Here is a 15,068-nt window from a genome sequence, read left to right as displayed (position 1 = left end):
ACGTGGGCCGGGGCCATGGCACAGCGCCGATATCCGTGTTGTCGGGTAGGGGGGGGGGGGCCCCGCGGGCGGGGCCCCGCCGTAATGGCCTGCGGAACGCGGGAAAGCCCCCGGCCCGGCCGGAGGCTTCCGCGTATTCGTGACGAGTGCCGTCCCGCCTAGTTCCCGCTCACCGTAACCGGCTCGTCCTTCTTCAGCTGTTCGACGAGTTTGGCGACCTTGGCCTTGTCCCAGCGGAGGTTGCCGCCGACGGTGCCGGCGATGGGCATGTTCATGGACTTGCCGTCGCCGCCGGTGACGCCCTTCATGGCGAAGAACATCGAGCCGAGGTCGAACAGGCCCATGTCCTTGTCGACGACCAGGGTGTCCAGGCCCGCGCCGAGGGTCGGGTAGAGCTTGAAGGGGTTGAGGATGGTGGCGGGGGTGGCTGTCTGGTTGGCGAGGGCGGCGAGGAACTTCTGCTGGTTCTTCGTGCGGTCGAGGTCGCTGCCCGCGAAGGCGTAGCGGGTGCGGACGAAGGCCAGGGCCTGTTCGCCGTTGAGGGTCTGCTTGCCGGCCTGGAAGTCGGCGCCGGACTTCTTGTCCTTGAACGCCTTGGGGATGTCCATCTCCACGCCGCCGATCGCGTCCACGATGCCCGCGAAGCCGGCGAAGCCGATCTCGACGTAGTGGTCGATGCGCAGGCCGGTGTTGTGCTCGACGGTGCGTACCAGCAGCTCGGGGCCGTCCTCGGCGTATGCCGCGTTGAGCTTGGTGTGCCGGCCGCGGCCCGGGTACTTCTTGCCGGACTTGGAGCCGACGAACGAGGGGATCTCCACGTCCGAGTCGCGCGGCAGCGAGATCAGCGTGGGGCCGTTGCTGCCGTCGTGCAGGATCATCATCGAGTCGGTGCGCTTGCCCTCGGCGGAGCCGGTGTGCAGCTTCTTCTTGTCCTCGTCGGACATGCCCTCGCGGCTGTCCGAGCCGACGATCAGGTAGTTGGTGCCGTCGCCCGCCTCCGGCCGGTCGATGACCTTGCTCAGATCCACCTCGCGGCGCAGCTTGCCGTCGGCCCAGAAGTAGGTGGCGACCGAGGTGACGAGGAGTACGGCGACGAGCGTCAGGACGGTCCATTTGATGCGGCGGCCCCAGTTGGGGGCCGGGCGCCGACCGCGGTCGCCGCCCTGCCCGCCGCGGCCCCCGCCGCCGTAGACCTGGCCGGTGTTGTAGCCGTCGTCGTGGCCGCGGCCGGGGCCCTGCGGGTCGCCGTACTGGTCGTAGCCCTGGTTCTGGTGGGGGACGCCGGGGCCGCGGCGCGGCGAGAGGTGGGGCGGCAGCGGCGGTTCGGACGGCTGCTGGCCCGGCCCGGGACCGGGGCCGCCGGAGCCGTACGGACCGCCGCGTCGCACGTGCGGCATGGCGCGCGCGCCCTCCGGCTCGGCGCCGCTGCCACGTCCGTACCGGTCTCTGTTGTCGGACCCAGGCCACTCGTTCATGGGGGAAGTCTGCCTGTCCTACTGCTTCCCCATACAGCCCAGGTACGAGATCGGGCCGTCGCTGTTGCAGAGCTGATGCAAAGTGACGCGGGGCGTCGCTTGCACAAACCGGGTGGAAGTGCTCATTCCGGGGGGTTGTGCCTGGTCAGGAGGGAGGGGAAAAGAAAACGCCGGGCGCTGGGGCGCGTAACGGGGGAGCGGGAGGTGCGAGGTACGGGGCGGGCGCCGGGGGAGGGGGCGCACGCCGCGCATAAGCTGGGCGCATGACCGATCTCGTCACCACCGGCCCGGAGGGCGACCTTCCGGGCAAGCCCACCTCCGTCTCCCGTACGACGCTGTCGCACATCATGACGGCAGGCGACACCAACCTGCTCGGCACGGTGCACGGTGGCGTGATCATGAAACTCGTCGACGACGCGGCGGGCGCGGTGGCCGGCCGGCACTCCGGCGGCCCCGCCGTGACCGCCTCCATGGACGAGATGGCCTTCCTGGAGCCGGTCCGCGTCGGCGATCTTGTTCATGTGAAGGCCCAGGTCAACTGGACCGGCCGGTCCTCGATGGAGATCGGCGTACGGGTCCTGGCCGAGCGCTGGAACGAGTCCACGCCCGCGACCCAGGTCGGCTCCGCCTACCTGGTCTTCGCGGCGGTGGACGAGAACGGCAAGCCCCGTGCCGTACCGCCGGTCATCCCGGAGACCGAGCGCGACAAGCGCCGCTATCAGGAGGCGCAGATCCGCCGTACGCATCGGCTGGCACGCCGCCGCGCGATCAAGGAGCTGCGCGAGCAGGGCGCGGTGGGCGGGGCCGAGGACTAGGCAGACGCTGGAGCCCGCCCTCCCGGGCGGGTTGCGGCGCTTCCTGACGAGTCACGCCGCCCCCGGGCTGATCATTTCGATGATCGCCCGGTTGTCCGTCGTGCGTGCGCCCTCCCACAGAAGCACGCGGTCGGCGCCGGTTTCGGTGAGGAGCCGCTCGGCGAGCCGGGTTTCGCTTCCGAGGGCGCGGTCCACCACGTCCTGGCCGCTGCCGCGTACGGTCCACGCGCCGCCGTCGCGGACGTCGACGCGCCACGTGTAGCGGACGCGTTCGCGCAGGATGCGGTACACGTACGACGGTGTGACGGCCAGGTCGCGGGCGATGGCGGGCGCGTCGAGGCCGTCGGCCGCGGCCTCCAGGACCAGGCGCGGCAGGGCGGCTTCGGTGATCTTGTAGGCGCGGCGGATGCGGCCCGCCTCGGTGAGGGTGAGGTCCTCGGCGCTGATGCCGAGTTCCGGGACGGCCGTCGTGCGGGCCGGCCGCGGTGCGGCGCCGGGGGCCCGCCGGGCCGCGTGGTTGAGGCGTTCGACGTCCGCCTGGAGGGCGGCTTCCTCCTGTTCCAGCCGGGCCCGCTGCGCGGACAGGCGCGCGGCGCGGGCGGTCAGGTCCTCGGGTTCGGGGCGCTGCGGGACGGGTGAGTCGTCCGGTACGCGGGGGTCCGGCTGGGAGCGCAGGAACTGCTGCGCGACGGCGGTGATCTGGTCGATGAACCAGCGGTCGGTGAGGGGTGATCGCTTTTCGCCCATGGCGGGACTGTACTCAGTACATAGGCGTGAGAACCAGGTTCACAGCGGGATCAGGGGCAGGCTGCCTCGTCCCCTGTCAGCGTCCCGAAGTCGCCGGAACCCGACGGCTGGGTCGGGTCGTCGGAGCGGACCTTGTGGACCGCCTTGAAGTCCTTGCCGACCGTCACGCGCAGCAGCTCTCCCTGGCCGGGGGTCTGGCGCAGGGCCGCCCCGGGCAGGGCGGCGGACAGGGAGCGCACCGAGCGGTTCCAGCGCGGGTCGTAGGAGATCACCGTGCGCCGTACGCGCGTGGGGGCGTTGCCGGGTGTCCCGGTGGTGTCGAAGCCGGTGGCGCGCAGGGCCTTGTCCACCGTGCGGCCCAGGCCCATCCGCCCGGCGCCGTTGTCGACCTGCACCCGGATCGTGCCGGGCGGTACGTCCACCGCCGTCGGGCGCTGCCGGCCGGGCCGCCGCACGGCCAGCGGCCGGTCCTCGCGCAGGGCCTGGAAGAGCTTCTTCGCCTTGGCCTCGTTCCACATCACGGTCGAGCCCACGTTGGGCACCTGGAAGTCGATGTCGCTCACCGGCACCGAGGCGAACTCGGAGGACGACGGGTTGAAGCCGCGCAGCGCCTGGCCGAGGTCGACCATCTCGTCGGCGCCGAAGCCCTTGTCGGCCCGTACGGACTCCAGCAGCGCGTCGGTGATGTGCTTGAACTGGACCGGGTTCAGCAGCGCCCCGGAGCTGGTGATCTTGTGCATGAGCGCGGCGAAGAAGCGCTGCTGGCGCTGCATCCGCCCGAGGTCCGAGGCGCTGTCCAGGTGCCGGGCGCGGACGTACTGCAGTGCCCGGCCGCCGTCCAGCCGGGAGCGCCCGGGGGGCAGGTCCAGGCCGGTGTAGCTGTCCTTCAGGGGGCGCGTGGTGCAGATGTCTACACCGCCGACCGCGTCCACCGTCTTCATGAAGCTGGTGAAGTCGACCTCCAGGTAGTGGTCGATGTGCACCCCGGTCATGCGCTCGACGGTCCGGATGGTCAGGCCCGGCCCGCCCTCCGCGTACGCCGCGTTCAGCTTGACCGGGTGGCCGTGGTGCTTCTGCCCGGTGGTGGTGTCGGTGTGCGGCGGCGTCAGGGCGTACGAGTCGCGGGGCAGGCTGACGACGCTGGCGCGGTTCCGGTCGGCGGACAGGTGGACCACCATGATCGTGTCGGTGCAGTGGCACGGCTCGCCGCCCAGGTGGTAGCGGCGCTTCTCCTCGCGGGACAGCTTGTCCCGGCCGTCCGTGCCGACGACCAGGAAGTCCATGCCGTCCCCACCGCTGTTGTCCGGCCGGTCGCCCAGGCCCTTGAAGGCGTCCACCCGGGAGATGCCGTCCTCCACGCCGGTGACCATGGCGTGCCCGATGCCGCCCGCGGCCAGCAGCAGCAGCGAGACGCTCGCGGCCATGCGCAGCCCCCAGCGCGGCCGCCCGTCCGGGCGCCGGTGACGGGCGGAGGGACGGGGCGGGCGGTGCGGTGCGGTCATGGGGACACCTCCGCGGCGGGGTCGGGGCGAACGGAGCGGGGGAGGGCGAAGGGGTGGGGGACGGGGACGGGAGCGGAAACCGGGACGAGGGCGTACGGGCGGGACGCTGCGGATCCGGGCCGTCCGGCCGGGGACCGGAGGACCGTCTCCGGACCAGGACGAATCGTCTCCGCAAGGGAACGGAGCGGGCCGGGTCACCGTAGGCCCATATGATCGGCTGTAAAGCGCCACACGCCGGGCGCCGGGCCCAAGGCCACCCGCCTGCCGTCGGCTCCCGTCCCCCATACGCGGTAACGTGACCGCGATGAACGCCACGCCACCGCAGCAGCCCCCGGCCGTCTCCGTGATCATGCCGGTGCTCAATGAGGAACGTCATCTGCGCAGCTCGGTCGAGCACATCCTGGCGCAGGACTACGCCGGTGAGATGGAGGTGGTGATCGCGCTCGGGCCCTCGACGGACCGTACCGACGAGATCGCCGCCGAACTGGTCGCCGAGAACGCCGGGAACGAGCGCGCCCGGGTGCTGACCGTGCCCAACCCCACCGGCCGCACCCCGGCCGCCCTGAACGCGGCGATCAAGGCGTCCAGCCACCCGGTCGTGGTGCGCGTCGACGGCCACGGCATGCTCTCGCCCAACTACATCGCGACCGCGGTGCGCCTCCTGGAGGAGACCGGCGCGCAGAACGTCGGCGGCATCATGCACGCCGAGGGCGAGAACGCCTGGGAGGACGCGGTGGCCGCCGCGATGACCTCCAGGATCGGCGTGGGCAACGCCGCGTTCCACACGGGCGGCGACGCCGGCCCGGCCGAAACGGTCTACCTGGGCGTCTTCCGGCGCGAGGCGCTGGAGCAGCAGGGCGGGTACAACGAGGAGTTCATCCGCGCCCAGGACTGGGAGCTGAACTTCCGCATCCGCGAGGCGGGCGGGCAGATCTGGTTCTCGCCGGAGCTGAAGGTGCAGTACCGGCCGCGGCCCAGCGTCCGCGCGCTCGCGAAGCAGTACAAGGACTACGGGCGCTGGCGCCACGTCGTGGCCCGCTACCACTCCGGCTCGATCAACCTGCGCTACCTGGCGCCGCCGACCGCCGTGTGCGCCATCGCGGCGGGCGCCGTGGTCGGCGCCTTCGTCACGCCCTGGGGCTTCGTCGTACCGGCCGGTTACGTGGCGGCCATCGCGGCGGGCTCGGTCCCGGCGGGCAAGGGGCTGCCGCTGAAGGCCCGCGCGCAGATCCCGGTCGCGCTGGCGACCATGCACATGTCCTGGGGCTGGGGCTTTTTGACCAGCCCGCGGTCGCTGGCCAAGAAGGTCATCGCCAGCCGCCGCCCGGCGGTGACGGCCCCGCGCCGCCCGGCCGCGGCCGAGTGAGCCCGGCGGCCCGCACCGGCGCCTGACGCGCACCCGGCGCCCGTACGCGATCGCGTACGGGCGCCGACGCGTACCGCCCGGCCCGCCTCCGTCCCGTACCGCCTCATGCGCACCACCCGTCCCTCTCGTCACGGAAGGGGACACGGGCTGGGCACGGACGCAAGGTCATGGTTACGATACGTGTCCCGAGCGTGACGCATCGTGCTCGCCGACCGGCTGGAGGTGCCCCCGTGCGTCCATGGGCGGCGCTGGTTGTCCTGCTGTGCGGCACCTTCCTGGCCAACCTCGACGTCTTCATCGTGGTCGTGGCGATGCCCGCGCTGGAGCGGGACCTCGGAGCGGACGGCGGTCAGCAGCAACTGGTCCTCGTCGGCTACCAGTTGGTCTACGCCCTCGGCCTGGCCGCCGGCGGACGGCTGGGGGACGCGCTGGGCACGCTGCGCGTCTTCGGGCTCGGCATGGCCGTCTTCACCGGCGCCTCGGTCGTCTGCGGCGTGGCACCCGCCACGGCCGTGCTGGTCGTCGCGCGGATGGTGCAGGGCGCCGGTACGGCGCTGATGGTGCCGCAGGTCTACCGCGCGGCGCGCACCCTGTTCACCGGCGCGGCGCAGCGCCGGGCGTACGCCGCGATCGGCGCGGTGATGGGGCTCGGCGCCATCGGCGGCCAACTGCTCGGCGGCTGGCTGCTGTCGGCCGATGTCCTCGGGCTCGGGTGGCGCGCCGTCTTCCTCGTCAACGTGCCGGTGGGGGTTCTGGCGCTCGCGCTGCTGCCGTGGGCGGCGGGCGGACGGAGCCCCGTACGGCCCGGCCCGGTCCGCGCCGACCTGCCGGGCATCGGCCTCGCGGCGGGCGCGCTCGGGCTGTTCGTCGTCCCGCTGGTGGCGGGCGGCGCGGGCGGCATGGTGTGGTGGGGGCCGGCCTGCCTGGCCGCGTCGGTCCCGGTCGCGACCTGCTTCCTGCGCCACGAACGCGCGCTGGAGGCCCGGGGCGACTCCCCGCTCGTACCGCCGCGGCTGCTGCGCCTCGACGGCTTCAGCCGCGGCATCGCGCTGATCATCCTGATCAACTGCGGGCTCAGCGCGTTCGTCCTGATGCTCGGTCTGCTGCTGCAACGCGGGCTCGACTGGAGCCCGTTGGCCACCGGCCTGGGCATGGCCCCGGCGGCGGTCGCCTTCGCAGGCGGGTCGCTGCTCGCGCCGCGGCTCGCCCGCGGCGCCGAGCACCGGCTGCTGGCACTGGCCTCCCTCGCCGCCACCGCCGGCTACGCGGGCTGCGCCGCGAGCGCCCTCGGCACCGACCCGCGCCTGCTGATCTGCACGGTCTGCGCCGTCGGCGCCGCGCTCGGCCTGTGCGTCACCCCGGCCCTGTCCGTGACCCTGCGGACCGTGCCGGACGCCGTCGCGGGCGCGGCGTCCGGCGTGGTCTCCACGGCCCAGCAGCTCGGCGCCGCGCTCGGCGTGTGCGTCTTCGGCTTCCTGTTCTTCGCCCAGGTCCGCGCCACGGCCGATGTCGTCGGCGCCTTCGCGGTCACCACCGCCGCCCTGACCACGACGTCGGCCGCCGCCGGTGTCCTCGCCCGCGACCTGCCCCGGGCCGCCGCGCCCGCCGGCCTCCGCGAGGACGTCCCCGGCTCCCCGGCGCCGCGCGACCTCCCGAGGTGACCCCCGGAAGGTCCTCTGCCCCTCCCGACCGTACGGAGACCCGCTTGTCCCCTCATCCCCGGCCCGCCGCCGCGCGGCCGAGCGCCGAAGACCGGCTCGCCGAGGCCGTGCCGCGGGTACGGCAGTACCTGGCCGGGCTCCTCGACGGCTACCGGCCCCGGTACGCGTATCTGCGGCCCGCCCTCGAACGGCTCGTCGCCGACGGCCGGCGCACCCCCCTCGAATGCGCGCTGCCGCTCCTCGTCCACGGCGCCCTCGACGGCGGCCTGGAGCCGGCCGTGCCGCTGGCCGGGGCGCACGTCCTGTGGTGGCGGGCAGCCAACACCTTCGACGACGTGTCGGACGGCGGTACGGGCACCCGGCTGTACGGGGGCGACCCGGGCGCCGTCCTGATCGCGGCCCTGGAGTGCGGTTACGCCCTGCCGCTGCGCGCCCTGACCGCCCTGCCCCTGCCCGGGACGCTGCGCGAGCGGCTGGCCGCGGACTTCCTCGACGGCTGGACCGCCGCCTGCGACGGGCAGGTGGGCGACCTCCTCGGATCGCCGGCCGGGACCAGCCCCGAGGAGGTGCTGACCGTCTACCGGCACAAGAGCGGCGCGGTCTACGGCATGGCCGCCACCCTGGCGGCCCGTCTCGCGCTCGGCGCGGACCGCGCCGACGACCCGCGCGTCGCGGCCTGGGGCGAGTTCGGCCAGGCCGTCGGCCTGCTCGCGCAGTTCCGCAACGACGAGGACGACCTGCGCTCCGGCCACCACGAGGACCTCGGCAACCGGACCGCCACCTACCTGCTGGTCCAGCTGCTGCACGCGGCCACCGACACGGAACGGGAACGTGCCCTGGAACTCCTCGGCCGGGCCGCCGAGTCGGCCGCCGACCGCCGGGAACTGGCCGCCATGATGTTCGCGCCGGACGTGCTGGCCCCGTACCAGCGCTGTCTCGCGGACGTCCACCAGCGCGCCCACGCCCTGCTGGACACCCTCGCCCCCGACTCGCCGTACACCGCCTGTCTGCACCGGCGCGTGGACGACGAGGTGCGGACCACCGCGTACGCGGTCGCCCCGGCGGGCCCGCACGGCGCGCACTGCACGCTGCCCCCGGGCCCGGCGGTGCCTCCAGGCCCGGCGGTGCCGGCGGGCCGCGCCCGGGGCCGGTCCGGTCAGAAGGTGTAGGCCGGGTTCACCTTCATGCATGCCTTCTTGTCCTCGCCGTTGAGGGCGTCGGCGCTCTCCGGGGCCTTGTCGGCCCCCTTCTTGTCCTCCGGCGGCTTCGGGAACGAGGTGCCCTTGCGCCAGTCGTTGCCGATCACCAGCCGCAGGTGGGTGGCCGTGCTGGACTCCTTGACGGCGGACTTGGGCAGGCCGAGGGCCTTCGCCAGGGCCAGGGCGTCGCCGCTGCCCCCCTTGGCCGGGTAGGTGATCGTGGTGTCGGCCTGGGTGGTGAGGCGGGAGTCCGTGGAGGCGCCCGAGTAGCCGAGGGAGACGAGACGGCTGTAGATCACGTTCGCGCGGCCGGAAACCGGGCCGCGGACCGTGCTGTTGGTGCCGTTCTGCACGATGACGTCCAGCTTGTCCTTGGCGGTCGTCGGCTTCGGCTCGGGCGCCGGCTTCTTTTTCTTCGTGTCCTTGCCGTCCAGCGCGGTGTCGTTGCGCAGGAGGGAGAAGGTCTGCTCGGCGTCCCCGGGCTTGGGGACGACGTACTCGCCGCCCGCCGCGTACTGCCACGGCATGGTGACCATCGTGATCCGCTCGGTCGGCACCCGCTGGAGGTCGCCGCCCAGGTCGTACAGCTTCTTGACGCTGCCCAGGCCCTCGTCCACCGTCAGCGCCTTGGTGGCGGCCTCGGCCAGGTCGCGCAGCTTCATCGGGTCGGTGAGCTTGGTGCCCGCCTTGAGCTCGCGGACCATGGAATTCATGTACATGTGCTGGGCCTTGGCCCGGCCGATGTCGGTGTTGTCCTCGAAGCCGTACCGGGTGCGCAGCCACTGGAGGGCCTGTACGCCCTTGACCGAGTGGGTGCCCGCGGTCAGCTTCAGACCGCTGCCGTGGCCCTTCTTGTCATGTGAGTAAACGTTTTTGTCCACGCATACGGGGACCCCGCCGATCGCGTCCGCCATGTCCACCACGCCGGCGAAGTCGACCATCATGAAGTGGTCGATGTAGATGCCGGTCAGCTCCTTCCAGGTGGCGACCGTGCAGCCGGGGCCGCCGTGCTGGAGCGAGGTGTTGATGGCCGCGGTGGTCTGCGGATAGACCTTGCCGTCGTCCGGGTCGGTGCACTTCGGGATCGTCACGCGGGTGTCGCGCGGGATCGAGATGACCGACATGTTGCTGCGGTCCGCGGAGACGTGCAGCAGCATCTGCACATCGGCCAGCGGCTTGCGGTCCGCGTCCTGGCGGGCGCCGCCGAGCTCGATGTTCTTCTCGCTGTTCCGGCCGTCCGAGCCGAGCAGCAGGATGTTCAGCGGAGTCTGCCCGAAGGCGTTCGGCTGGGGCTTCTCCAGGCCGCCGGAGCCCAGGTCCAGGGCGTCCTTGCGGAGGTTGCTGTTGAGGTGCTCGTAGTACCAGTACGCGGCCCCGGCCGTGCCGGCCAGCAGCACGGCCAGGGATATCGCGCTCCAGCGCAGCACGCGCCTGGCCTTGCCGCGCGGTTTGCCGGCGCGGCGGGTGCCCTTGGCGGTGGGGTCGGTGTCCGCGGAGTCCTCGGGGGCGGGGGCGTCGGGGATGGCGGCACCGGGGGTGGCGGCACCGGTGACGGGTCCGGGGGCGGCGGCACCGGCCGGGGGAGTGGAGCCGGCCGCCGGGGACGCGGCGGGCTCCGCCGCCGCTTCCTTCGCGACCTTGGTGTCCTGCGCGGCGGCGGCCGGACCTTTGACGCCCCCGGTGACCACCGGAGGTGCCGCTGCCGGGCCGCCCGCGGCCACCGGTGTGCCGGTGCTGCCCGGGGCGGCGGGAGCAGCGGGAGCAGTGGCGTTCTGCGGGTTCGGCGCGCCCTGCGGGTTCTGCGCGTTGCCCGTACGGTCCGCCGCCGCCCCGTTCTCCTCGTCGTCCTCGTACAGGCTGTCGTCCCAGCCCAGATCCTTGGCGTCCGGCCGGCGCCGGCGCGGTCCGTTTCCGCGCACACTGCTCTGCCGCATTGGGTTCTCCCCCGTCAATCGGCGCCGGTCACGGCGGCCGGGGCTCGCTTGGTGGTTCGGCTGCCCCGTGCAGCCGTGGCCCGGCCGGGGAGCCCGGCCGGTGTCCTGCTACTTGGCGCAGACGTTCTTGTCGTCGGCGTTCACGTTCTGCACGCCGTCCGGCGTCTTCGTCGGCGCCTCGATCGACTTGCCCGCTCCCTGGAAGTCCTTGCCGAGGATCAGCTTCATCGGGACCTTCGGCCCCGCGTCCGCGGTGGTCTTCTTCAGCGCGCTCTTGGGCAGACCCATCCAGGCGGCCAGGGTGGCGGCCTGGTCGGCCTGGTTGGGCGCGTACTCAAGACGGGTCGCGGCCAGTTTCGTCGGCGCGTTGCCGGCGTTCGTCGAGAGCTTCGCGGCCTTGCTGTTCTGCAGCCAGTCCACCGTCTCCTGCGCGGCGCCGATCGGCCCGCCGCCGTTGCTGACATCGACCCGGACCTTGTCGGCCGGCGCCTTGGGAACCTGCTTGTCGTCCGAGGTGCCCTTGCCCTTCTTCTCGTCGGTCTTGGACAGCGAATGGTCGGCGCGGATCATCTGGAACAGCGGCGCGGCCTTCGCCTCGTCCAGTACGACGGTCGCACGGTCCTTGGGGTTGTCCAGGACGGGCACTGTGGCGAAAGTGATGTTCTTGATGTCGACCCGGCTGAGGTCCTTGGCCAGGTCCACGAGCTTGCCCGCGCTGCCGATGCCGGTGTCCACGGTCAGCGCCTTGGTGGCGGCCTGGGCCAGGTCGTAGAGCTTGGGCACGCTGGTGAGGGTGTCGCCGGACTTCATCTTGCGGATCATCGAGCCGATGAACTGCTGCTGGAGCTTGATGCGGCTCAGGTCGCTGCCGGTGCCGACGGAGTGCCGGGTACGGACGAACGCCAGCGCCTGCTCGCCCTTGACGACGCTCTTGCCCGCCGGCAGGTGCAGATGGGACTTGGGGTCGTTTATCGGCTTCGCGGCGCACACCTCCACGCCGTCCACCGCCTCGGAGAGCTCTTTGACCGCGTTGAAGTCGGCCATCATGAAGTGATCTATGGACAGGCCGGTCATCTTCTCCACGGTGCGCCAGGTGCAGCCGGGGTCGCGGTCCTCCTGGCCCAGGCTGGTGTTGAAGCGGACGTTGCGCTGGCCGGGGATGGTCTTCGTGGTGCCGTTCTTCTTGGTCGGGCAGTCCGGGATGTCGGTGATCATGTCGCGGGGGATGCTCAGGGCCGTCGCGTTGGACCGGTCCTTGGAGACGTGCATCAGGATCGTGGTGTCCGCGTGGCCCACGCTGCCCGTGTCGCCGTAGCCCTGGTTGCCCTTGCCGGAGCGGGCGTCCGTGCCGATGATCAGGATGTTGACCGGGCCGTCCTTGACCGCCGGGTTCTCCTTGCCGACGTCGACCTTGGAGATGTTCCCGTTCAGCTGCTGGTAGAGGTAGAACGCGCCGCCGCAGCCCGCGACGAGGACGAAGCCGAGCGCGCCGGACGTCCAGTAGAGCGCCTTCTTCTTGGCGGACTTCTTCGGCTTGGGCTTACGGCGGCTGGGCGGGGTGCCGCCACCGCTCGTGCCACCGCCACCGCCGCCGCTCGCGGATCGGCTTCCGGCCCGCCGGTCGCGCTGGGCCGGCAGTTCGCGGGTGTCGCCGTTCTGACGTGGCGGCCTGCCGCGTCCAGAACCGTTTTGCCCCGTACCGCTGCCCGGTCCCCGGGGGCCGCGGCCCCCTTCGGGCCCGGCCGCTCCGCTGCCGCGTCCGGGTGCCGGAGTCCCGCGGCCGGCCGGCCGCGGTGCCGGAGCGTCGGCAGGGTCCAGCCGCAACTCGTAGTTGCCGGTGTTGGGATCGAACACCCACTGATCAGCGGGATCGAAGTCGTCCGCTCGCCCACGGCCTTGCGCGTCCACGGTGCCTTGTGTCCTCCGTCGGTGCCACGCGGCGCCTCCCCCTCAAGGCGCTCGGTCGGTCGGTTGTGCAATGCGCGGTCAGCCTGGTCGTGCGGACCGGATCGCTCACACTATCCGCCCAGTTCAGCGTCGAGCGACGCCCGTGACAAATTCCACTCCCCTACAACTGGGCAATTCACCCCAACCTTTCGACAGCTTTCGATCAGCCGACTGTACCTTTGCAGAGCTTTTATCGGCAGATCCCGCGCTCTGCGGTGGTTCCCTGGAACGTCGGCTCGGACGGCGAAGGTGAAGCCCCATTCGCGGAATCTTCACGCGGCCCTGACGCCGGGCCCGGCCCCGGGGGAGCGGGCGAGGGCGGTGTGGAGGTGGGCCGGACGGACACCGGGCGGTCCTTGCCCAGCTGCCGGAAGAGGCGTTCCGCGGCCGGCTGGGCGAGTTCGTCGCGATCAGCGTTGTAGCGGTACTCCTGGCGCGGAACGGTCAGGAACTGCACCTTCTCGGTCGGAATGCTGCGCAGGCCGCGCACCCATTCGTACAGACCGCGCAGCGACGCCAGGTCCTCATCGGTGATCAGAGAACTCGTCGCGGCGTCCAGCAGCGGGTAGAGCCGGCGGGGATTGAGCAGCACGCCATTGCTCTGGACCTTGTTCACCAGCGCCGCGAGGAACTGCTGCTGACGTTCCATGCGCTGGGTGTCGCTGCCGTCGCCCAGGCTCTTGCGGGCCCGTACGTAACCGAGCGCGTCCTCGCCGCGCAGCGTCTGCCATCCCGCCGGCAGCCGCAGATGCGCCTCGTCGTCCTTCACGGGCCGTTCCAGGCACACGTCCACCCCGTCCACCGCGTCCACCATTTTCTTGAACCCGGTGAAGTCCACGATCATGTGGTGATCGATGCGAATGCCCGTCATCTTCTCGACCGTACGGATCGAGCAGGCCGCGCCCGCGAACTCGAACGCCCAGTTGAACTGGTTGAATTGCGGCGCCGACTGCTTTCCGTCGGAACGCTTGCATTCGGGAATCTGCACCATCAGATCCCGTGGGATGCTCACCGCCGTCGCGCTCTGCCGGTCCGCCGAGGCGTGCAGCAGGATGGTGGTGTCCGAGCGCTGGGTGCCGTTGTCCGGGCCGTACTTGCCGTTGTTCTCCCCGGAGCGCCGGTCGGTGCCGATCAGCAGGACGTTCTCCGCGCCGCCCGGCTCCGATTTCGGCCGCTCCGCCTCGTACTTCTCCAGCTCGTTACGGGTGTCGGAATCGGTACGGATATTGCCGTCCAGCTTGGTGTAGACCAGCCAGCCGAGGCCGGCCAGGGCCAGCACCAGGACGGAGAGCCCGACGGCGGTCCAGCGCAGCCACCGCCGCCTCGGCCCCGGCCCCGTGGACGTCGCGCCGCTCTCCGCCGTGAGATCCAGCGGCGGCGCGGCGAGCGGGGCGTCCCGCGCACCGGTCTCTCCGGCGGGGCCCTGCGGGCCGGGCCGGCCGGAAGGGTTCTCCGGGCTGTCGGTCACGAGTGCGTCCCCATCCCTCCGGAGTCGGCGTCGCGCCCGCGCGGGCCGACTCCGAAGGCCGGACGTGCGGACCCGCGCGACGGCGCCCGTACCCCAAGATCATGGCCCGCGCGGCGCCGCCCGGCCCCTCACGCAGCGCCGGGCGTCCGCCGGACGGGGGAGGGGAGGCTCAGAGCGCCCGGTGGGTGACCCGCTCGCTCTCCTCGCGCTTGGCCAGGCCGTCCGCGTCCAGGCGGTCCACGTTGCGGCACAGTACGACCGAGCCGCCCGCGGCCAGCGGGGCCAGCAGCCCGGCGGACAGGCCCGCCCAGGTGTCGTACGGCAGGCCGGACAGCAGCCGGGAGCCCGCGGACAGTCCGCGCTCGGCGGCGTCGGCCAGCGCCGCCGCCACGGTCTGCGCGCCCGTCAGTTCCCAGCCGTCCACCGCGAGCGCCGCGTCCTGGGGGGACACCGGCACGTAGGGCGCGAACCGGTCGCCCTGGCCGGGCACCTCGGCCGCGTAGTCCGCGAAGCCCTCCGGAGGCTGCGGGAAACGGCCGCCCAGCGGGCGCAGGGCCAGCGCCACCCGCTCGCCGGAGCAGGCGCGCGCCTCCTCCAGCGTGTCCGGGCCGCTCACGACGAGGCCGGCCGCCGCCGGGTCGCCGCCGACGTCGGCGATCACGCCGACCGAGGAGCAGGCCAGCAGCCATACGGCGGTCTGCCAGTGGGCGGGCAGCAGCAGCGCCAGCCGGTCGCCGGGTTCGGCGGCCAGGTCGTCCTGGAGGTAGTTGGCGGTCTTCGCCACCCAATTGGCGAAGGTGGCCACGGACAGTTCCACGCGTTCGCCGGTGGCATCGTCGTAGAAGGTCACCAGCGGCCGGGACGGGTCCGCGGCGAGCGCGGAACGCAGCAGGTCGGCGGGGGTGCGATCGGTGGTGTTCATCGGCGTCAGGGTACGCGCGGAAGTGACCGGGG

The 15,068-nt window shown here is 72.4% G+C and carries 11 protein-coding genes; 4 read left to right on the top strand and 7 right to left on the bottom strand.

The features are described 5' to 3' along the window. Window positions 1-158: 158 nt before the first annotated feature. Window positions 159-1,475 (bottom strand): LCP family protein, encoded by a 1,317-nt coding sequence (locus ADK86_RS01425; RefSeq protein ID WP_053694873.1) that lies wholly within the window; start codon window positions 1,473-1,475, stop codon window positions 159-161. Window positions 1,476-1,738: 263 nt separating this feature from the next. Here ADK86_RS01425 and ADK86_RS01420 point away from each other — a divergent pair, with 263 nt between their 5' ends. Next, the gene (locus ADK86_RS01420; RefSeq protein ID WP_030594923.1) at window positions 1,739-2,290 is read left to right on the top strand and encodes an acyl-CoA thioesterase; all 552 of its coding nucleotides are present in this window, start codon (window positions 1,739-1,741) and stop codon (window positions 2,288-2,290) included. A 51-nt stretch (window positions 2,291-2,341) separates the two neighbouring features. Here ADK86_RS01420 and ADK86_RS01415 read toward each other — a convergent pair whose 3' ends face one another. Continuing rightward, on the bottom strand, window positions 2,342-3,037 hold the full coding sequence (locus ADK86_RS01415) for a hypothetical protein (RefSeq protein WP_053694872.1): 696 nt from the start codon (window positions 3,035-3,037) through the stop codon (window positions 2,342-2,344). A gap of 50 nt (window positions 3,038-3,087) precedes the next feature. Further along, window positions 3,088-4,539: an LCP family protein gene (locus ADK86_RS01410; protein ID WP_053694871.1), complete on the bottom strand. Its 1,452-nt coding sequence runs from the start codon at window positions 4,537-4,539 to the stop codon at window positions 3,088-3,090. Window positions 4,540-4,843: 304 nt separating this feature from the next. Between ADK86_RS01410 and ADK86_RS01405 the strand changes: the two genes are divergently transcribed. The 3 genes from ADK86_RS01405 (at window position 4,844) to ADK86_RS01395 (ending at window position 8,735) form a co-directional block, all read left to right on the top strand. After that, a complete protein-coding gene (locus tag ADK86_RS01405) occupies window positions 4,844-5,905 on the top strand; it encodes a glycosyltransferase family 2 protein (RefSeq protein ID WP_053694870.1) in 1,062 nt (353 codons plus the stop codon). A 230-nt stretch (window positions 5,906-6,135) separates the two neighbouring features. After that, window positions 6,136-7,566, top strand: a complete 1,431-nt coding sequence (locus tag ADK86_RS01400; RefSeq protein ID WP_053694869.1) for an MFS transporter — start codon at window positions 6,136-6,138, stop codon at window positions 7,564-7,566. A 44-nt stretch (window positions 7,567-7,610) separates the two neighbouring features. Then, window positions 7,611-8,735 (top strand): polyprenyl synthetase family protein, encoded by a 1,125-nt coding sequence (locus tag ADK86_RS01395; RefSeq protein WP_053694868.1) that lies wholly within the window; start codon window positions 7,611-7,613, stop codon window positions 8,733-8,735. On the opposite strand, the gene ADK86_RS01390 is transcribed toward ADK86_RS01395, so the two are convergent. The 4 genes from ADK86_RS01390 to ADK86_RS01375 all read right to left on the bottom strand — a co-directional run bounded on the left by ADK86_RS01390 (window position 8,723) and on the right by ADK86_RS01375 (window position 15,036). Next, a complete protein-coding gene (locus tag ADK86_RS01390; RefSeq protein ID WP_053694867.1) occupies window positions 8,723-10,699 on the bottom strand; it encodes an LCP family protein in 1,977 nt (658 codons plus the stop codon). The genes ADK86_RS01395 and ADK86_RS01390 overlap by 13 nt on opposite strands. 108 nt (window positions 10,700-10,807) lie before the next feature. Continuing rightward, on the bottom strand, window positions 10,808-12,607 hold the full coding sequence (locus ADK86_RS01385) for an LCP family protein (RefSeq protein WP_053694866.1): 1,800 nt from the start codon (window positions 12,605-12,607) through the stop codon (window positions 10,808-10,810). 229 nt (window positions 12,608-12,836) lie between these two features. Next, window positions 12,837-14,114, bottom strand: a complete 1,278-nt coding sequence (locus ADK86_RS01380; protein ID WP_053694865.1) for an LCP family protein — start codon at window positions 14,112-14,114, stop codon at window positions 12,837-12,839. A 169-nt stretch (window positions 14,115-14,283) separates the two neighbouring features. Next, window positions 14,284-15,036, bottom strand: a complete 753-nt coding sequence (locus tag ADK86_RS01375) for a TIGR03089 family protein (protein WP_053694864.1) — start codon at window positions 15,034-15,036, stop codon at window positions 14,284-14,286. Between the last annotated feature and the right edge of the window lie 32 nt (window positions 15,037-15,068).

Source organism: Streptomyces sp. NRRL F-5755 (assembly GCF_001279365.1).
Lineage (GTDB): Bacteria > Actinomycetota > Actinomycetes > Streptomycetales > Streptomycetaceae > Streptomyces > Streptomyces rimosus.
The sequence above is the reverse complement of the archived record's forward strand: the minus strand, read 5'-3'. Positions and strand labels throughout refer to the sequence as shown.